Genomic DNA, 20,034 nt, shown 5'->3' on the forward strand with positions numbered 1-20,034 from the left:
TGTTAAGATACAAATTATCTGAATTTTATAGTGGGAAGCAAGGTGTTTAGATGGGCACAACGGCAACAGTGAAAGGGCCTGAAGTGAAATTAAATTTATTTCATTTAACTTGGCCGATTTTTTTAGAAGTATTTTTATTTATGTTGATGGGGCTTGCTGATACATTTATGCTGAGCGCATTGTCTGATGATGCAGTATCAGGAGTAGGAGCAGCCAATCAATATATTCATATAGCAATTTTAGTTTTAGAAGTAATAGGAAACGGGGCATCGATTGTTGTTGCTCAATATTTAGGGTCTAAGCGTTATTTGGAAGCAGCCAAAATTTCAGCACTAGCCGTTTCCTTGAATTTAGTTATTGGTTTAATAATGAGCGTCGCTTTCGTGATTTTCTCGAAAAATATTATGATTGCAATGAATTTACAAGGTGATGTGCTTGAGTATGCTAGTAAATATTTATTCATTGTTGGGGGAGCTATTTTCCTACAAGCAATCATCAACTCGTTAGCAGCGATCATTCGTGTGCATGGTTGGACGAAACAGACTATGTATGTATCACTTGGAATGAATATTTTTCATGTAATAGGGAACTATGTTTTGATCTTCGGTAAATTTGGCTTCCCTGAACTAGGGGTGCAAGGTGCGGCAATTTCATCAGTCGTCAGTCGTGTTTTGGCTCTACTAGTATTCTTCTGGCTATTGTACCAAGCACTAGAGGTACGTATTAAATTTCAATACTACGTGTCATTATCAAAAGAATATATCGGTAAGATTTTGCAAATTGGACTTCCATCTGCATTTGAGCAAGTGATGTACCAAGGTTGTCAAATTGTCTTTTTATACTACGTGACGTATTTAGGTGCAGAATCACTAGCAGCTCGGCAATACGCTTATAATATTTCAATGTTCACCTATTTATTTGCCATAGCGATTGGAACAGGAACTGCGATTATGGTTGGTCGATACGTTGGTGCCAATGAAAAGGATGTAGCGTATAAACAATTGTGGGTTAGTCTGAAATGGGCGATTATATTTACTTTAGTGATGGTCACAGTGGTGGTTATTTTCCGCTATCCACTAATGCGTCTCTTTACTGATAATCCAGAAGTTATAAAAATTGGTGCGGCAGTGTTAGTGTGTAGTATTTTATTAGAAACAGGACGTACATTTAATATTACGATTATCAATTCATTGCGTGCTTCAGGTGATGCTAAATATCCATTAGTCATCGGATTTTTCTCAATGGTTTGCATGAGCTTACCACTTGGTTATTTACTTGTATTCCAATTAGATATGGGTTTAATAGGTGTATGGTTGGCAATTGCAGCGGATGAATGGTTCCGAGCTATTCTCGTTTTCTTTAGATGGAAAAGTCGTCGCTGGGAAAGATATGCTCTCGTTGCGCCTGATAAAACGAAATAATGGCATTAGAAGTGATTTTTTTAGCGATAAATTAGTAGTCACAGAAATAGGTAGCGTTATAACACATGCTAGTGTAAAGGACTCTAAACAATAAACTATTGCTATTATCGTGTTTGGTGAACTCACGTTTGAAGCGTTATTTTAAACTTAATAGATAGAGTAAATCGCTGATGACTTGGAGTTATCAGCGTTTTTTAATTGTAGGAGGTTATTCATTGTTATAAAGAATTACTGTTATCTAGATATTTACCTATGATAATTTGGAGAACAATCGACATGATCAAGCCTATGTACACCCCTTCTAATTTTATCCTTAGCCAAGCAACACTTTGTTTTGTATACTTGGTAAAGAAGATTAATGAACGAGGTGTTTGGCATGGCATTGCCGAGAAAAGTAGCGAGTGCTAATTATATGAGTGAGAATCGAGCCCTGTTCGCTTGTCCAGTTTGTGGGGATGAGATGACGGTGACCGAGGATTGTAGTGTTGCTTGTGATAATCGACATTCTTTTGATATTGCAAAGCAAGGCTATGTAAATTTCATGACGCATGCTGCGACTTCAATGTATGGCAAAGATTTATTTGAAGCGCGTAAGCTGGTTATTGAAAGTGGATTATATGCACCGATGCATACAGCTATTTGTGATTTACTAAAGCAGATGAATACTAATGTTGCTGTACTCGATACGGGTTGCGGGGAAGGGTCACATTTAGCAAGTATTAAAAATAAATTCCAAGAGCAATCTGATACCAGTTTTGTTGGAGTAGGTATTGATATCGCAAAAGAAGGAATTATTGCAGCAGGGCGGCATTATACTGACATGATTTGGTGTGTCGGTGACCTAGCAAAAAGTCCATATCAACAAGAAAGCTTTAATGCGATATTGAATATTTTATCACCTGCCAATTACACGGAGTTTAAGCGACTTTTGAAGCCGAATGGGTTGGTTATTAAAGTCGTACCACAAAGTGGATATTTACAGGAATTACGTGCTTTATTCTTTGCAGAATCTGAAAAGGAATCTTATTCAAATGAGCTTATTGTCGAACGGTTCAAGGAGAATTTTCTTGAGGTTGAAGTAAAGCGTATTACACAAACAATAGAAATAAATAAAGAATTGGTGCCATTATTAATGCATATGACACCAATGGGGTGGCATCAAAAAAGTGATGTAGCTGCTACAAACTTAACCGAAATTACGATTGATTTAGACATATTAATTGGGAAAATGTAAAATCGTCCTCCGCTGTTTTTTAGCGGGGGATATTTTATTTAGAAACTTTTTCCTTATATAAGACGTAATAGTAAAGAAGGAGTGGTTGGATGTATTTAAAGATTGAAGCGCCACAGCGATGTATTTCTAGAGAAGCTGTAAAGGTTTGGCGTATGACTGAAACATTAACAAATGCAGGAATTATTGCTGTACTTGGAGTCCTCTACTATTTACATATTCACTTTGAGTGGAAAGAATGGATTGGTTGGATTGTCTTAGGTTTGATAGTATTAACTGTCTTTACTGCAATTTGGGAAATCTTGTTTAAACCAACTTTTATGCAAAAGTATTGGCGTTATGATGTAAATGAGGAATTTATTCAATTAAAGTACGGGGCTTTTAAAGAAGTTAATGAATTAGTTCCAATGACAAAGGTACAGTCTGTAGAGTTAATTCAAGGGCCATTAATGCGCAAATACGATTTGTTTTCAATTCAGATTGGTACTATGGGAACAGAACATGTAATCCCTGCCATTTCTGAGAAAGAGGCATTTGAATTGCGTGATCAAATTGCGCATTATGCAAAAATTAAGGAAGTGGAATGATGACGCAACCATTGAAAAGATTACATCCGCTTGTACTAATATTCGATCTGTATAAACTAATTAAAAGTAATATAATCTTTTTTATATTTCTTTTTTTATTAAATATGGGTTCTGAAAAATGGTGGATTCAAACAGCGAAATGGATATTCTTGGCCTATGTTGTAATCATGCTTTTTTTAAGTATTGGTAAATGGATAACATATAGATATGTGATAAAAAATGATGCTTTCTATATTAAGTCGGGAATTTTTTCGAAAAGTGAGCGGACTATTCCATTTTTAAAAGTGCAGAATGTCCAACGCCAAACGACTGTTTTTCATAAAATTTTTAAAGTGACGTCATTAACTCTAGAAACAGCAACTGTTGGTGATGAAAGCTCCATTACATTTGACGTAATTTCTAGAATAGAAGCAGAAAGTATAGAGAGCGCAGTTACAGAAACTCGTGAACAGAAGAAAATTATTGGACAATCATCGGATGGATTGCCTGAAGAGCAGGTTGTGGTTTTAGAGCCAGAGAAGAAAGATGAAAAAATGATTCATTTTACACCGACAAAAAAAGATTTGGTGAAGGCGTCTTTTACTTCACTTAGTTTTTTAATTTTAATTCCAATGATTTTTAAACTGGATGATGTTGTTAAACTCGATGTATTTAGAGATGAAGTGACAAATGCTTTGAAATGGGGTTGGGCAATCTTAGCAGCTATTTTAATTGGCGTTCTACTTATTTCCATTGCAATTGGTATGGTTCATACCTTTATTAAGTATGGCAAGTATGAAATTTCATCGGATAATCAGAAGGTTTATATTAAAAAAGGTGTCTTAGATGAATCAATTTTTTCAATTCGTAAAGAGAAGATACAGGCTGTTGAGATTTCGCAATCTTTCATGAAGAGAATTCTCGGACTAGCTGAGGTAAAGCTAATTAGTGCTGGAAACACTACAATTGGGGAGGTAGAGTCGAATACGCTTTATCCATTTTTACCAGTGAGAAAGGCATATACATTGATAAGTGAGTTACTTCCAGATTATCAAGTAGTAGAAAGTATGCATGAATTGCCGAAAAAAGCATTTTGGATTCGTATGATTCGTCCAAGCTATATTTGGTTTATTGCAACGGCATTAATTTGGTATTTCAAGCCTTCATTGTGGTGGGTTTCTGTAGTATTACTTCTAATTATATACTCTTCACGAATATTAGATTATAAAAATAGCCGATATTTACTGAATCAGTCATTTATTCAAATGAAAACAGGTGGATTTTCTACCGTATTATTTATTACAAAGCGTAGTCAAGTTATTGAAGTGAAGACAGAACGGTCGAAGTTGCAACGGTACTTCAAGTTAGCTTCAATTAAAACGGTAAACCGAGCAAAACCAGTGCTGCATAAGGAGCTTCTTGATGTGCCTAACGAGGCTGCATCTGAGTTTTACAGCTGGTATGTAGATAGAACTAAAGAAGTCAAAATGCAATAAGTAGTTTTATTGCGCATAGAATGGGAATAATGGAAGCAGAGGTGAATGATTATGAAATATGTAATTATTGGCGGGGATGCTGCAGGTATGAGCGCAGCTATGGAAATTGTACGTCGCGATAAACAAGCGGAAGTAACGACATTGGATAAGGGGCATATTTACTCTTATGGACAATGTGGTTTGCCCTATGTTATTGATGGACGAATCCCATCGACAGACAATGTGATCGCACGGAGTGTAGAAACTTTTCGAACGAAGTATGGTATTGATGCTAGAACAGGACATAATGTAACAAATATCAATTCAGAGGCGAAAACGGTATCTGGTGTTGTGCTTGAGAAGGATGAAACCTTCCATATTCCATATGACCGTTTACTTATTGCTACTGGTGCTAACCCTATCTTCCCTGACTTTGAGGGTTCTGACTTAGCTGGGATTCATACGTTAAAAACTATTCCTGATACAAAGGCGATTTTAAATGATTTGAATGATTCTGTTAAACAGGTAACTATCATTGGAGGTGGTTACATAGGCTTAGAAATGGCTGAAAGTTTAGCGGAACTTGGCAAAAAGGTACGTATTATTCAACTTGGTAATCAGTTAGCTAATATATTTGATCAAGATATGGCAGAGCTCATTCATGAAGAGGCAAGACAAAATGGGGTTGAATTAATTTTCAATGAAGAAGTGAAAGGCTTTAATGGTGAAGGTCATGTGCAAACAGTTGTGACGGACAGGGGAGAGTATGAGACTGATTTTGTACTAGCAGCAATTGGTGTACAACCTAATACAAACTTTCTTGATGGAACCGGTATGCATATGACACCTAAGGGTGCGATTCTGGTAAATCCGTATATGGAGACAAGTCTAGAAAACGTTTATGCCGCTGGTGATTGTGCAAGTCATTTTCATCGAATTAAGCAAAAGGATGATTATATCCCACTTGGCACTACAGCAAATAAGCAAGGACGTATTGCAGGCATGAATATGGCTGGTGGTGCAAATACGTTCAAGGGCATCGTAGGGACCTCTGTTGTGAAGTTCTTTCATCTAACTTTAGGTCGAACAGGATTATCTGAAAAAGAGGCAGAGACGCTGGGATTCGATTACGAAACACATAAGCAAAAAGCGAAAGATATTGCTGGTTACTATCCTGGAAACCAGGAAATGCAATTGAAATTTATCTATGAAAAAACGACGCAGAAATTGTACGGAGCACAGATTATAGGTGGAAATGGTGTAGATAAACGTATTGATGTATTTGCTACAGCACTTTATCACGAGATGACGCTGAATGACTTATTGGATTTGGATCTTGCCTATGCACCGCCTTATAACGGAGTTTGGGATCCGATTCAACAGATAGCAAAAAGAAAGTCATGAGATAAACAGTTGGTTTTAGTTCAGCTTCTATATAAAGTGAAAATCCGTAGAGGCATTAAGCTTCTACGGATTTTCTTCGTGTTAATACTAGTATGCATTTTAAAAGGATGAGAAATGTGACAGCACCTGCTGTATCTAACATTACATCTTGAAAAGTAGCTGTTCGACCGGTTGTAAAATATTGATGAAGTTCATCAAGTGCCGCTAATGAAAATGTCAGAAGGGCTGCGGTGAATAGGCGGAATTTATGTTTAGGTAAAGCAATAAATATTGTTATCGCTATCAATCCGAACATGCCAAAGTGTGCAGCTTTTCGGATTAAGAATTCTAAAAAGTAATAATAGCCGCGCTCATCTACTGATACAATTATGCCCCAATAGGGAATTTCCAATAGGGATAATAGAGGTCTTAATGGTTCATTTGGAAACCATTCACGTAATGTTGGTACGATAGTTTGCTGCTCATAGCTCTGACTAGATGAGATGAAAATGACTAACATTAATATGAGTAAAGGAATTAATTTTTTCATATAAGAACCATACCATAAATCGACAGGATTTTCAGTCGACGTAATGAAAATGCTAATTATAGTGTAACCTTTTGCAATTTCATGAAAGATGGTATGCTAAAAAAGCACTTAAATGATAAAGGACGTGTTAGAATGCCCGGACGTAATGAACCGTGTCCATGTGGTAGTGGTAAGAAATACAAAAAATGCTGTGAGAAGAAAGAAGCAGTCACAGTAGAATCCGTATACGCAGAAGAATTAGAACGAGTATTGCAAACATTTTATGATAAGTATCCGTTACGTAGCGACATTCCTGAGTTTGCTGAAGTAGCGAAGAAATGGCATGATGCAGTCGGCAAATATTTATTAGAAGATATGATTGAAGCCATTGCATTAGATGCATATTTCTTCCATGATAGAACGGATATTTGGCAAGGATATTTGCAAAAAATGAAAAAAGAAATAGTACGCCCATCGACTTTAACTGTATTAAACACTTGGGAGCATCCAACAATGATGGTTGCTGAAGTAACAGCAATTGAAGAGAATTATATGGTGGTACGAAATATTTTAACAGATGAAGTTGTACATTTGCGTCGGGAAAGTGACAAGCCTGTTCCTGTAGGTGTGCATGTATTTTGCTTTATCTTATCAGACGGCTCAAATAAAGAATCGCATTATTTAGCGGTATCTAGTATGATTTTCTTCCCGAAAGATTATCAATCTGTATTCGGAAATTTAGCAGATACTTTTAAAGCACAATCGACTTTAGACGAAGAAGCTTATTGGAAAGAAAATAGCCTGGACTTCTGGAAAGAGCTAGGTGAAGCTGGCTTTGAAGGCGGAGAATTTACGGATTTTGAAGCGGACGTATTTTTACGTGTGCTAGAGTTTTTAGAAGGCAAAGGACAAGACCCAAGACCAGTTCTTGAAATTGTAGAAGATTATGTTGTAGAGCGCCAACCGAAAGCGCGTAAGGCTGTTGCAATTGCGGCAGGTGCCATTCGTTTTGGTGAAGAACAAAAATTATTTGAACCACTTGGAATGACAGTGAAAGAAATCTCTGAAAAATTTGAGGTTTCCCCATCTTCATTAAACAAATATTATAATGAGCTAACTACTTATTATACTGAAAAAAACAACTGATTTTGAAGACCCAAGCCTGGTATTGTACCGAGCTTGGGCTTTTTAGTTTTTCATAATTCATCTGATGTTGCAGTAGGAAAAATAGTGCACTTTTTGTAGAGAAAAGTGGATGTTATGTATCTAAATTTAAAATACTAATTTAATTTAGGAGCCACTAGTCTACAAATTTACTTTCGTTATTAGAATGGTCAGACTAAATGTAAGCGATTTGCAGATAAAGGCGGTTATCTAAAAGTACAAAAAAGTAAAAAGTTTGCATTCTTTGTAGGTCTGTTATAGCTTTAAAATATGAGAAGTATTGTCCAACCTTCAGGAGGTTTTAACAGATGAACTCAAATCAACCTTTTACAGATGCAGAATTTGATCGTATTTTTGAAGAAAAGTCAGAAGAAATTAATGCCCAGCTGGATCGTGAAATTTTGATAGCCATGATAGGTGATGTAAACGCTGGGAAATCCTCAACAGTAAACAAATTAATGGGTGACGATGTGGCACCAGTAGGAGCAAATCCTGGTGAAACACAACAAATTAAAAAGTATATATACAAAGATAAAATTGTATTCGTCGATACTCCAGGGCTTGACGATATTAAAAGTGAAAACTCGGATTTAACGATGAGTTTTTTCCACGAGGCAGATGTCGTGTTATTTTTCCTTAATGCAGCGGGTACTGTTCTTTCAGAGACTGAGCTTGCTTCACTAAAGAAAATAAGTGCGGTCAATAAAGACATTATTCTAGTACTTAACAAAATTGATGCTGCTGATGATATACCAAGCCTTGTGAAATATGTACAGGACCATACAAATTATGAGTATGCGGTGACACCGATTTCTTCTCGCACAGGTGAAAATATGTCCATGTTACAAGAAAAGGTGCTAAAGCTTTTAGAGGTCAAAAAAAAAGACATTTTAATGGCAGCTCACATGGCTGATAAGTCTGCTACTGCTAAAAAGTGGATTTTAGGAGCAGGTGCATCAGCAGCTGCGATTGGAGCAGTGCCGATTCCAGGTGCTGATTTCGTACCATTAACGACTTTACAAGTAGGTATGATGCTGAAGTTATCTACCCTATACGGAAAGCCTATCTCTAAAGATAAAGCTAAGGAAATGATTATCGCAACGATTGTTGGTAATGTTGGGAAAACAATTTTCCGCCAAATAGTAAAATTTGTACCAGGAGCAGGTACTGTAGCTGGTGCGAGTGTTGCAGGCGGAATGACAATCGCACTAGGCTATGCAGTGAAGTATGCGTACGAAAATGACATCGACGTCAATTCAAAAACACTTAAACCGTTATATGAAACGTTTTTAAAAGACCAAAAGAAAAAGTAATATTATATTTTGTGTTATAAATCCTTTGAAGGATTTATAGCACGTTTTTCGTTTTATATAAAATATAATATATATTGAATTTTTAGAAATTTCTGTATAATATATGATAAAATGTACTAATATATTGTTTAATTTTATCCGAGTGGGGAGTAATGGATGATGGAAACAACACTAGTACAGGGAAAATACTTACCTTTATTCAATTATTTAAAAAGGCAGGAAGAACGTCGTGTTGTACTAACTTTTGAGGAGATTGAACAGATATTGACGGTGACATTACCTCGTTCAGCCTATACTTATCATGCTTGGTGGGGAAATACTAGAAGTGGTACATATGTGCAAGCTGCTGCATGGCTAGAGGCAGGGTTTCGAGTAGATGAGGTTCAATTTGGAAAATCTGTTGAGTTCGTGAAAGTATCTCGTGAAATCTTAACAAAGAAAAAGAATAAAGTAGTAAAGGAAGAAATGAGTACAAATAAAGAAAGAGCCTTAAATGTAGAGCAGGAAGAATTTGATTTTTTTCAAAGGATGACTGCTAAAATGGATTTGATTCAGACCTTCTTTGTACACAATTCACATCGTCGCTTTGCAGCCGAAGAGTTACAAGAGCAGTTTGATGTCGTTCGATCGTGGAAAAGAATGTTAGGTAATATTGAGCAAGACATGAATTTACTAGCCTCTCAGTTAGTAATAGAGTTTCTAATAGGGAAATATGATATACCATCTTTTTCAGCAGATAAAACTCAACAAGATTCAAGTACCTTTACATATGATGAAACAACTACAGAAGGTAATCGGATTTTAGCAACTTTAAGAACAGTTATACCCGCTTTACCTAATGATTTTGGTCCACACCAAAAGGGTGGGATGTTGCACGATTTTAGAACACTGAACAGTAAGCAAGCATATGCGAAATACTTTTTTGTGACAGAAGTACTTACCTTTAAAATTGTTCAGCAGAAATACGCCCAACAGTTATCGGGTATTTCCCTCGTCCTATTGCCACAAGCGTTGGATGATGAAAAGTGGGTAGTGAAGCTTTAAAAACCGATTATCTAAAGGGACTGTTAGGATGATTATATGACATTTTAGCAGTCCTTTTCTCATTCAATAGTAGGAAAGAGATTTCATCCAATTGATGGTATAAAACACTAATGCTATTAACATATGATGGAAGTATCGATTGGAGGGCATGTGATGATTATCCAAAAAGTGAGTTTGTATAGTTCAAATTTAGAAGAAACGAAGAATTTTTATGTGGAGAAATTAGGCTTTGGACTTTTAACCGAAAGTATTAATAGTTTTGAAATAGCTGTTGGTACAAGTATTTTAGAACTTAAAGAATATGAAGGGAAAGGTATGCCGTTTTATCACTTTGCACTCAATATACCTAGTAATTTATTTCGAGAAGCCAAAAAATGGATTATGCAATTAGTATCTTTAAATAATGATGAAGAAGGTAATGATGAAGTACATTTTGAATCAGCTAAAGCATTCTCATGCTACTTCGAAGATCCTTCTGGTAATATTGTTGAGCTGATTTCACGTTATGGCACTTCTCCACAAACCAAACTAACTGAACCTTTTTCAGCAAGGAATCTATTAAATATTAGTGAAATAAATGTTACAACAGATGATGTTTTGAAGGTTGGTAATGAATTACAAAAAATTGGTATTACCCTAACAGATGAGGAGCCATTAGAATCGAATGCTCTAAATTTTTTAGGCGAAAGGGAAGATGGGGCATTTTTTTTATTAGCGCCTACTAAGAGAATATGGTATTTTTCGACGAAAGAAGCAGTTAGTTATCCATTGTTGATTCAGTTGAAAGACGGCCGATTTGTTGAAGTGAACGAAAATGGAAAAATTTCTATTGGAACAAAATGATACTTTCAAAAAAAGCTGCTCTAGTGGTTTTTTTTATTTTGAAGTAGACTATTCTGAATTTAGTGATAGAATATGTAAAAGTATTTTTGTAGGGGGGAATTGTCATAGATAATATTAAGCCGAAAAGGTTAAAGGTAGGTAGTACAATCGGAATTATTGCGCCATCGTCAGGCATAGCAGCTGATTGTCCCGGTCGTTTGCAGAGAGGAATTGAAGCGATTAAGAAAATGGGCTATAAAGTAGCTATTGGTGAGCATGCGACAAAGAGCGACCACTATATGGCTGGCACAGTAGATGAAAGATTGGTTGATTTACATGCGATGTTTAGTGATCCAAAAATTGATGCGATTATTACGACAATTGGTGGAACCTGTTCACATCAATTACTAGATAAAATCGATTATGAACTAATTAAAAAAAATCCCAAAATATTGATGGGCTATAGTGATATTACAGCTTTGAATATCGCTATATATGAAAAAACATCACTTGTTACATATTTGGGACCAGCGATTTTACCTCAGTTCGGTGAATTAAATGGGTTAATGGATTATACATATAATTATTTTCAAAAAACATTGGTTGAAGTAGATACTGTTGAGATTAACAGTTCATCATACCGAGTATTGGAATCATTATCTTGGGACAAAGAAGATACGAGGGAGCGTGTTAAAGAGTTTAACTCTGGTATGCAAGTTTTCAAACAAGGGGAAGCAAGAGGCAAGATTATCGCAGGAAACGTTGGGGTTATGTTGCTTTTAGCAGGAACGGAGTACTTTCCAAATGTGGATGGAGCAATTCTCTGTTTAGAAGATGATGAAGGTGAATGTCCAGAATCAATAGATCGCTATTTTACGCAACTCCGACATATGCAAGTATTTGATAAAATTTCTGCGTTAGTCATTGGACGATTCCACCCATCGGTAGGTTTTGGAGATAATCACGATAATGGGTTATTGCACACTATTCTACAAAGAGCTACAGAAGGATATGATTTCCCGATTGTTTATAATGCTGACTTTGGTCACACAGATCCGATGTTCATTTTACCAAATGGTATTCAGGCTTCAATTCAAGCAAATAAAAACGGAATTGCATTTCGCTTTTTAGAAACAGCTGTACAATAATTATTAGAAATAACGGTGTATCAGTTGACCTAAAAGAGCAGATATAAAATTTCATGCAGAAACATAGTATTTAATAATGAAATAATAACATTCTTTTACTAGCAGGTTCATATTTATCATGGTACTATCGAAATAAATAAAACCGAAATTTTCAAATAAAGAGGCGAAGTAATTTGTTGAAAGGTTTACCATTATACATGGTGCTAATCGCTGTTGGCTCCCTTAGTATCACATTTGGTATGACGCGTAATTTACCTTTGACGATGCAATGGGTATTACTTATTAGTGGCACGATTTTGAACATCATTAGCTTAATCGGACTTTTTATATTTTTGGCAAAGCAAGACTCGAATAAAAAAGCATAACTGCTAAGAAGGCTATCCTGATAAAATGGGATAGTTTTTTATTTTTGGAAAATAATGTTGATTTAATATGTCGCAGCGTGATATAGTCGAAATGTGACATAGTTGGAGTAAAAAGAGGTATCGCATGAATATAGAGCAAATCATTAAAAGTTATAGCCCCATGACTGAAACTGCTTTTTATATATTATTGTCATTATCAAAACCGAGGCATGGTTACGGCATTATTAAGCATGTAGAAGAAGTCACAAATAATCGCTTAAAACTTGGATCGGGAACGATTTATGGAACGTTAACTAAGATGGAACGTGACGGTATAATTACCATGTATGCAGATGAAAAGCGTAAGAAAATTTATGAAATAACAGATGGTGGAAAAGCGTTGATGAGACATGAAATGAAGCGTTTAAATGAATTGTATGTGAATGTCGCAAAATACAAGGGGGCTTTTGAGTGACCATAAAAAGGTGGAGACCGTTTTGGAGTTATCGCATTGAAGAGACGGAGCAATGGTTAGCTGAAATGGCGCATGATGGCTTGCAACTATCGCATATACAACGATTTAGTCGCCTATTTCAATTTGAAAAAGTCGCATCAATTGAAACAATTTATCAAATCCAATATGGCAAGTCAGCTCAATTGGCAAAAACGCTACAAAATAATGGGTGGCATGAAGTTGTGAGAGCAAAGCATTGGCTTATCGTGAAGAATAATCATCCATCTATTTCCCTCTTTCCCTCAAGAGATGGTGTTTTGAGACGTATTAGTTTTCACGAGGATAAATGGAGCCGTTTTGCAATTATTAGCGCATGGATACTATTTATCATTTTCATGCCGTTTTGTTTAATGTTATTTATGTTGGACTTTGAAGATTTGGCACCTATTTGGTGGATGATTCCTATATCAATTATTATTTTAGCGGTTAGTAATATTAGGTTAAGTTTCTTTTTAAAAAGGCAATTAAAGGCTTTAGAAAAGAAATATTTTAATACATCGATCGATCAGGTGCAGGCAACAGGAAAGGTATTTAGAAAAAAGAAGAACAATTGGGTGTACTTTCCTAAAATGTTAGAGAAGTGGTTAATGGAAATGGTTGCACAAGGTAATAGATTAGTAAAAGTAAATGGGGATTTCTTTATATTTGAAGATGGCCAAAATGAAAAAGTCTCTTATGTTTGCGAAATGAGAAAACGAGTAGAGCCTTCTTATTTCGATATGCATAAAGAAGCAGGATGGCAACTAAAACATAAAACAACACAACGTTTCGGTTCTTTTTTCATCTGGGCAAAGCAATATAAAGAGGGAGAAACAATACCAACCTTAGGGCATGATATTACTGAAGAGCGAAAGCAAACTTTTGGAACATACTTAAAGCAAAGTGCATCACTTCTGTTTTTGATAGTATTAAATTTAACGAATTTATTACTTCGTATTAAAGAGTATAAATTTGGTGGCGATATCGGTGACAAAACTGTTTTAGGAATATTAGCAATAGTAGTGTTGCTAAGCGTAAGTATATTAATAAATGTCTCATATAAGTATTTCTATAAAGAACGAAAGCTTTATTCATAGGCGGAGATATATATGTGGCTGTTGGTAGGATGTATTATTTTTAGTGTGATTACTTTATTACTTGTAATTTATGCTTTGTGAAAAAAGATTTTTTATTCAGTTCATATATGATGTTATCTCTAGGGTTAGTCATTGTATTTAGCGGGGTACAGGAATTCAAAAAAACCGAGCAAATGGCATGATGTTTTATTGTGTTTCGGCAGTAATAATTTTTGTTGTTTCTTATACAATAGTTTAGTTACGAGCTACCCTACAAAAAAAGGATAGCTTTTTTATTAAATTCAGTACCTTGCAATGAACAATAGACATATGTTATAGTACTGTTTAATAAACAATAGTGAAGGGAGGAAGCTGTATGAACGTGCAATTTAAAAAGGGTGTCTTGAATTTATGTGTGTTAGCTTTACTTGAAAATCAGGATCGTTATGGATATGAGCTAGTGCAAGCTATTTCACATCAAATTGAAATTTCAGAGGGCTCTGTTTATCCATTGCTTCGTCGTCTCACGAAAGAAGGCTATTTTACCACTTATTTAAAGGAATCAACTGAAGGACCGCCACGTAAGTATTACCAAATTACAAAGCAAGGTTTAATTTATCTAGAAGAATTACGCCAAGAATGGGATTCATTTATTGCTGGAGTAAATCATTTAATCCATGAGGGGGATACAAAATGAATGAGGAACGTTATTTGCAAGCACTAGAAAAAGAGTTGGATTGTTTAAAACAAGATGAAAGACAGGATATCATTCGGGATTTTCGTGAGTATTTTTCAAATGGACGTAGTGAAGGGAAAACAGATACTGCAATCATTGATGCCCTTGGGACGCCAGCACATATTGCTGAGGAATTATTAAAGGCTTATGGTGATGAGGATATGAAGGTGACGGAGGAACAGCCTAAAGGGGAGTACTTTACGAAAGTAAGTATAGAGGCTGATTTTGCAGACTTAGATATTATTCCATCACCAGATGACCGTGCATATGTTGATATGAAAGATCAACTAAGCAATAAGTTGATTTCAATGGATATTGTAGGAGATACACTTAAAATTGTTATTAAAGAAAAGAAAAAATGGTTCGCGTTTGGCATAATTTTAACATTCGGCAACGCACCTAAAGTGACGATTAAATTACCTAAACGTATGTATGATATGATTCGAATTGATAACGATAATGGTGTAACGAAAGCGGAACAATTACATGCTATTTTAATGCATATCGAATCAGACAATGGTCGAATTATATTAACAGATAGTGCCTCTACAAACTTACATGTAGAAACTGACAATGGCCGTATTACGTTAAAAGATGTTCAATGTAAAACATTAAAAGGTGAGACGGATAATGGACGTATAGAGTTACATCATGTACAAACAGAGACAGTTAAGGTTAAAACAGATAATGGCCGAATCGACATTCAAGAAGTAACAGGTACCATTGAAGCTGAAACAGATAATGGCCGTATTGAAGCTTTTATTCCTATTATCACTAAACCGATCTCTTTGGAAACGGACAATGGTAGCATTCAATTATACGTAAAAGAAAAGCCAGATAATGCTACGATTCAGACTAAAAAGGATATGGGGAAGAGTATAATTTTCGGTGAGAAAACGAAAAAATTAATCTTGGGCAATGGTCTATTACCAATCTCCTTAAAAACAGATAACGGTAGCATTACTGTTGCAGAAAAATAATATCTAGCCCCTTGTGCATTTTGTACAGGGGGCTTTGCTGTAGTTAAAAATATATAAATGACGAAATATTTGCTAAAATAAGAATGGTAGAAATTTCATAAGGGGGAGAGATTATGAAGAAAATTTTAGTACTAGGTGGCACGCGTTTTTTTGGCAAGAGATTAGTTGAATTGTTAGTAGAGGATGGACATGATGTAACTATTGCTACACGTGGAATTTTAGCAAACCCCTTCGGTGATAAGGTACGACAAGTCACAGTAGATAGACTAAATGCCAAAGTGCTTAAATCAGCAGTAGGTAGTGAACAATGGGATATTGTATATGATAATATTTGTTATTCACCAGATGATGCAGCGGTGGCTTGTGCTATCTTTGATAAAAATGTAAAGCATTATGTTTTCACTTCAACATTATCCGTGTATGCAGCAGATGGAATTGCTAAGATAGAAGAGGATTTTGATCCTTATACTTATCCAATTCAAATGGGAGATCAACATGCATTTTCATATAGCGAAGGGAAACGTTTATCCGAAGCTGTATTTTTCCAAAAAGCAACGTTTCCAGTAACAGCAGTTCGATTCCCAATTGTAATTGGTGAAGAGGATTATACAGAAAGACTACTTTTCCATGTGGAGCATGTGAAAAATGAGGAAGAAATAGGAATGATTAATACAGAAGCACGTATGTCCTTTATTTCATCTGATGAAGCTGGCACCTTCTTAAAATGGGTTGGGCAAGAGCATGTTACGGGGCCTATAAATGCAACATTAAAAGGCACCTATTCATTAGCAGAAATGCTAGAAATAATTGAAGAAGAAGTTGGTAAAAAGGCGATTGTTTCAGCTGAAGTGGAACAGGAAAATATTTCACCTTATAATATTCCGGATTCTTGGTATATGGAAACTTCAAAAGCAGAGTCAGCAGGTTATACATTTGCAACATTGGATAGTAGTTTTCCACAGCTTGTCCACAAGCTTGTACAAGGAATACATCACAAAACTAGATAAATAAATCATTTGATATGAAAGGGGCTACTATTTTTACAAGTAGCTTCTTTCATTTTTAAGTGTATAAAGCTATTTTTCGGGAACTATAAAAATATGTAAAGAATCTATTTCGAATGCGACTAGGAGTTGAAAACTATGATTGAAATGATTTTACTAATCATTGTGATTAACATTTCTTACATGACTTTAACAACGCTACGGTTAATTTTGGTCATTAAAGGCTATCCGAAAGTTGCGTCCCTGCTCTCGATGGTAGAAGTATTTATCTATTTGATGGGATTAACGATTGTATTAGACAATTTGGATAATCCGTGGAATATCGCTGCTTACTGCCTAGGTTGGGGATTAGGTGTTTATTCGGGAAGTTTAATTGAACAGCGTCTGGCGTTAGGCTATGTACTATTTGAAGTAATAGTAGATGCAAGTGAAGCAGCACTAGTTGGAGAGTTACGTGCTAAAGGGTATGGCGTCACTTCATGGTTTGCAGATGGTAAAGATGGCAAGAAAATCAGTATGACAGTAATAGCCAAGCGCAAAAATGAAGCAAAATTACGTGCAACAATAATAGGCATATCGCCAAAGGCATTTGTTATCTCTTATGAACCAAGTAAGCTCAATGGAGGATTTTTAGTAAAGCAAATGCGCTAAATGAAATAAAGAAGAAGCATCATATCATCTAGTTTTCTAGACAGTATGATGCTTTTTTAGTCAGTAGAATCATTATCCATAAGGATCCTCACAACTTCTATTGGGCGTACGTCTAGTTCATTTATTTTTGTGAGGGGTATCCAGACAGCTTCATATGTACCGCCTTCAATTGTAGATTTTGTGAATTCTTCACCTTTTCCTGTGCCAAATACGCCAGATATTATTTGAGCTGTGAAATAATATTGTGTACCATTGAATGGAACGGTTGTGAGTAATTCTATGACCTTTACGTGAACACCTAGTTCTTCAAAGGTTTCCCTAATCGCTGCTTGTTCAGCTGTTTCGCCATGCTCAATTCCACCCCCAGCGAAAACATAATAGTTACCATGACCTTTGTTTCTTCTCAATAAAGCTACTTTATCTTCGCAGATAATGACAGCAGCTGCTCGATTCCGCATAAACATACCTCATTTAACTTAAAATGTTTGAAAAAACAATTTATTATAACCTTTTTTTGTACATTTGGTACAAATTTTATAAATATCGATTACAATAATAGGTAGGGGAATGTAGAATTATGGATTCAATGTATGAACCACCTATTCGTTGCTATCGTTTGAATATAATTTCTTTTGTAGATACTCTCTCTAGTATAGATTATTAGAGCTCTTCAAAATAGTAACAATCGCAATAAATGGATATCGCTGAAGATAGATATTCATAGTGCAAGTAAGGAGTAGAAAAGTGTATAGATTTGTAGGTCTTTTTGTAGTAAAGTTTTTAGGTTTATTTAATAAGGTGAGAGTTTTTGACAAGCACAATGTGCCAACAGAGGGTGGTTATGTTGTAGCTTGTACTCACACAGGTTGGATTGATATTTTGAATCTTGGTGTTTCTATATACCCGAAACCTATTCATTTCATGGCTAAGAAGCAACTTTTTGATCATAAGCTACTAGGTTGGTTTATTACGAAGATGAATGCTTTTCCTGTAGATCGTGATAACCCAGGACCAAGTGCAATTAAAATACCAATGAAGTTGTTAAAAGAAGGTGAAGTAGTAGGTATTTTCCCAAGCGGAACACGAAATGCGGAAGGAAACTCTTTAAAGCAAGGTGCGATTACAATTGCTCAATTATCAAAAGCACCTATTGTACCAGCTGCATATATTGGGCCGAATACACCGCGTGAAGTGTTTGCTCGTGAAAAGGGCTACCTTATCTATGGTGAACCCATTTATATTACGGCTAAAGGAAAAGCTGGAAGAGAAGAATTTACGCATCTTCTTGAAGAACAATTAGCTACGTTACAGAAGAAGCTAGAAGAGAAAATTGCTCATGACGCTAGCTGATTTTTTATCAGTTAGTGACTATAAAACAACATAGAGTATATCTACTTACTGCGGGGGCAAATCAACTTTAAAGTAGCTGAAAAAAGAATCGTTAATACACAATTTCTTTTAGGGGTGGAGCGTATGGTTACTGTTGATTTTTATGAAAGAGATGAGAAAGTTGGAGGTAAGTCTCCGTTAGAAGTAATGGCAGAAAAGCGTAGTCAGCTGATTTTCAAACAAAGAATGTCAGTTGGACTTACGCAATCTGAATTAGCGGTACAGGCAAATGTAACGCAGAAAACGGTAAGTCGAATTGAACGTGGAGATACAAAAGTACGTGAAACGACTTTACAAAAGGTTTATGATGTTTTGGGGATAACGGAAGAACATCTTATTGTATTAAAGGACCATCCAAATACATAAAGAAATACTTTTTTTAAGTGTCATATCAACTTTGATATGGCACTTTTTTTAGGCTCAATTACATGGGAGAGGGATTTAAGGGGTGATTTTTTAAATAGTTGTTGTGAAAAAATTGCGTTAATGGGATGGTAGATGGGATAATATAACTAATGCTGAGTGAATGAATATATGGAATACCTTTAGTAGGGGGAGAGTTTAAGTGGAAAAAAGTCAAAAGAGAGAGCTAATTTCATGGTTACGTCCCATTATCATCGCTGTTATTATTGCTGTTGTTTGTCGCCAGTTTTTGATTGCACCTATAACAGTTAGGGGAGAGTCAATGGAGCCAACATATGTTGATGACAATAAAGTGCTAATAAGTAAATTAAGTCATATTGAAAGATTCGATATAATTGTATTTGATGCGCCAGACTCAGACGAGAAATATATTAAAAGGGTAATTGGCTTACCAGGTGACCATGTAGCAATGAAGGATGACATTCTTTATATAAATGGTAAGGAATATGATGAGCCTTACTTAAATACGAAGAAAGAAAATTTATTGGAAGGCCATTTTACATATGATTTTACGTTAGAAGAAATAACAGATGAAAAAGTAGTACCTTCTAACAGCTATTTTGTTCTTGGAGATAATCGTTTGGAAAGCTCTGATAGTAGAGAATATGGCTTTATTTCAAAAAATGCAGTGAAGGGCGAAGTGAAGCTTAAGTTTTTTCCTATATCAATAGCTAAATAAGGACATGTGATGGATTATTTAAGATGTAAAAAGGTTTTTAAATTAAACTACACAAATGAAATTGAAGAGACTCATAGAATGAAGTCAAAAAGGTCGTCCTATAAAGGAGGATCTTTTTTATTTTGTGAAAGTCTATGAAAAATAATAAAAAACTATTTATATA

22 protein-coding genes are annotated in these 20,034 nt (G+C 35.4%); 20 read left to right on the forward strand and 2 right to left on the reverse strand.

Annotated elements, in window-relative coordinates; genetic code table 11:
- The first annotated feature begins 50 nt into the window (after positions 1–50).
- From MKY02_RS01095 to MKY02_RS01115, 5 genes are all read left to right on the forward strand, one after another.
- Positions 51–1,421 (forward strand): MATE family efflux transporter, encoded by a 1,371-nt coding sequence (locus tag MKY02_RS01095; protein WP_038186360.1) that lies wholly within the window; start codon positions 51–53, stop codon positions 1,419–1,421.
- 376 nt (positions 1,422–1,797) lie between these two features.
- Positions 1,798–2,655, forward strand: a complete 858-nt coding sequence (locus MKY02_RS01100) for a putative RNA methyltransferase (protein WP_051448744.1) — start codon at positions 1,798–1,800, stop codon at positions 2,653–2,655.
- Between the two features lie 89 nt (positions 2,656–2,744).
- Positions 2,745–3,239, forward strand: a complete 495-nt coding sequence (locus MKY02_RS01105; RefSeq protein WP_038186358.1) for a PH domain-containing protein — start codon at positions 2,745–2,747, stop codon at positions 3,237–3,239.
- Complete coding sequence (locus MKY02_RS01110; protein WP_076034748.1) at positions 3,239–4,714, forward strand: PH domain-containing protein; 1,476 nt, start codon at positions 3,239–3,241, stop codon at positions 4,712–4,714. The genes MKY02_RS01105 and MKY02_RS01110 overlap by 1 nt, the downstream gene beginning before the upstream one ends.
- A gap of 51 nt (positions 4,715–4,765) precedes the next feature.
- Entirely contained in the window at positions 4,766–6,097 is a 1,332-nt protein-coding gene (locus tag MKY02_RS01115) for an FAD-dependent oxidoreductase (RefSeq protein WP_038186355.1), read from the forward strand.
- Positions 6,098–6,152: 55 nt separating this feature from the next.
- On the opposite strand, the gene MKY02_RS01120 is transcribed toward MKY02_RS01115, so the two are convergent.
- Positions 6,153–6,626 carry a VanZ family protein gene (locus MKY02_RS01120; RefSeq protein WP_038186352.1) on the reverse strand — a complete coding sequence of 158 codons (474 nt, stop codon included), beginning with the start codon at positions 6,624–6,626 and terminating at the stop codon, positions 6,153–6,155.
- Between the two features lie 132 nt (positions 6,627–6,758).
- Here MKY02_RS01120 and MKY02_RS01125 point away from each other — a divergent pair, with 132 nt between their 5' ends.
- The 12 genes from MKY02_RS01125 (at position 6,759) to MKY02_RS01180 (ending at position 17,380) form a co-directional block, all read left to right on the forward strand.
- Positions 6,759–7,751 carry a YecA family protein gene (locus MKY02_RS01125; RefSeq protein ID WP_076034749.1) on the forward strand — a complete coding sequence of 331 codons (993 nt, stop codon included), beginning with the start codon at positions 6,759–6,761 and terminating at the stop codon, positions 7,749–7,751.
- 326 nt (positions 7,752–8,077) lie between these two features.
- Positions 8,078–9,082, forward strand: a complete 1,005-nt coding sequence (locus MKY02_RS01130) for a GTPase (protein ID WP_076065572.1) — start codon at positions 8,078–8,080, stop codon at positions 9,080–9,082.
- Positions 9,083–9,241: 159 nt separating this feature from the next.
- A complete protein-coding gene (locus MKY02_RS01135; protein ID WP_051448743.1) occupies positions 9,242–10,126 on the forward strand; it encodes a DUF7662 domain-containing protein in 885 nt (294 codons plus the stop codon).
- 153 nt (positions 10,127–10,279) lie between these two features.
- Positions 10,280–10,969, forward strand: a complete 690-nt coding sequence (locus MKY02_RS01140) for a VOC family protein (protein ID WP_038186350.1) — start codon at positions 10,280–10,282, stop codon at positions 10,967–10,969.
- A 155-nt stretch (positions 10,970–11,124) separates the two neighbouring features.
- On the forward strand, positions 11,125–12,096 hold the full coding sequence (locus MKY02_RS01145) for a S66 family peptidase (protein ID WP_281489841.1): 972 nt from the start codon (positions 11,125–11,127) through the stop codon (positions 12,094–12,096).
- A gap of 173 nt (positions 12,097–12,269) precedes the next feature.
- The gene (locus MKY02_RS01150) at positions 12,270–12,461 is read left to right on the forward strand and encodes a hypothetical protein (RefSeq protein WP_038186346.1); all 192 of its coding nucleotides are present in this window, start codon (positions 12,270–12,272) and stop codon (positions 12,459–12,461) included.
- Between the two features lie 124 nt (positions 12,462–12,585).
- Entirely contained in the window at positions 12,586–12,915 is a 330-nt protein-coding gene (locus MKY02_RS01155) for a PadR family transcriptional regulator (RefSeq protein ID WP_038186345.1), read from the forward strand.
- Positions 12,912–14,030: a DUF2812 domain-containing protein gene (locus MKY02_RS01160; protein WP_076034752.1), complete on the forward strand. Its 1,119-nt coding sequence runs from the start codon at positions 12,912–12,914 to the stop codon at positions 14,028–14,030. Before MKY02_RS01155 ends, MKY02_RS01160 begins: the two co-directional genes overlap by 4 nt.
- Before the next feature lie 355 nt (positions 14,031–14,385).
- Positions 14,386–14,706 carry a PadR family transcriptional regulator gene (locus tag MKY02_RS01165; RefSeq protein WP_038186340.1) on the forward strand — a complete coding sequence of 107 codons (321 nt, stop codon included), beginning with the start codon at positions 14,386–14,388 and terminating at the stop codon, positions 14,704–14,706.
- Positions 14,703–15,725, forward strand: coding sequence for a DUF4097 family beta strand repeat-containing protein (locus tag MKY02_RS01170; protein WP_038186338.1), 1,023 nt, complete (start codon positions 14,703–14,705; stop codon positions 15,723–15,725). Before MKY02_RS01165 ends, MKY02_RS01170 begins: the two co-directional genes overlap by 4 nt.
- 113 nt (positions 15,726–15,838) lie before the next feature.
- Positions 15,839–16,732: an NAD-dependent epimerase/dehydratase family protein gene (locus tag MKY02_RS01175; RefSeq protein WP_076065573.1), complete on the forward strand. Its 894-nt coding sequence runs from the start codon at positions 15,839–15,841 to the stop codon at positions 16,730–16,732.
- Between the two features lie 135 nt (positions 16,733–16,867).
- Positions 16,868–17,380 carry a DUF2179 domain-containing protein gene (locus MKY02_RS01180; protein ID WP_038186334.1) on the forward strand — a complete coding sequence of 171 codons (513 nt, stop codon included), beginning with the start codon at positions 16,868–16,870 and terminating at the stop codon, positions 17,378–17,380.
- 56 nt (positions 17,381–17,436) lie between these two features.
- Here MKY02_RS01180 and MKY02_RS01185 read toward each other — a convergent pair whose 3' ends face one another.
- The gene (locus tag MKY02_RS01185; RefSeq protein WP_340710495.1) at positions 17,437–17,838 is read right to left on the reverse strand and encodes an NUDIX hydrolase; all 402 of its coding nucleotides are present in this window, start codon (positions 17,836–17,838) and stop codon (positions 17,437–17,439) included.
- A gap of 286 nt (positions 17,839–18,124) precedes the next feature.
- Here MKY02_RS01185 and MKY02_RS01190 point away from each other — a divergent pair, with 286 nt between their 5' ends.
- From MKY02_RS01190 to lepB, 3 genes are all read left to right on the forward strand, one after another.
- Entirely contained in the window at positions 18,125–18,730 is a 606-nt protein-coding gene (locus MKY02_RS01190; RefSeq protein WP_038186330.1) for a lysophospholipid acyltransferase family protein, read from the forward strand.
- Between the two features lie 123 nt (positions 18,731–18,853).
- Entirely contained in the window at positions 18,854–19,135 is a 282-nt protein-coding gene (locus MKY02_RS01195) for a helix-turn-helix transcriptional regulator (protein WP_038186329.1), read from the forward strand.
- 199 nt (positions 19,136–19,334) lie between these two features.
- Positions 19,335–19,871, forward strand: a complete 537-nt coding sequence (lepB, locus tag MKY02_RS01200) for a signal peptidase I (protein WP_038186327.1) — start codon at positions 19,335–19,337, stop codon at positions 19,869–19,871.
- Positions 19,872–20,034 lie beyond the last annotated feature (163 nt).

It is taken from the genome of Viridibacillus sp. FSL R5-0888 (genome assembly GCF_038009105.1).
Taxonomy (GTDB): domain Bacteria; phylum Bacillota; class Bacilli; order Bacillales_A; family Planococcaceae; genus Viridibacillus; species Viridibacillus arenosi.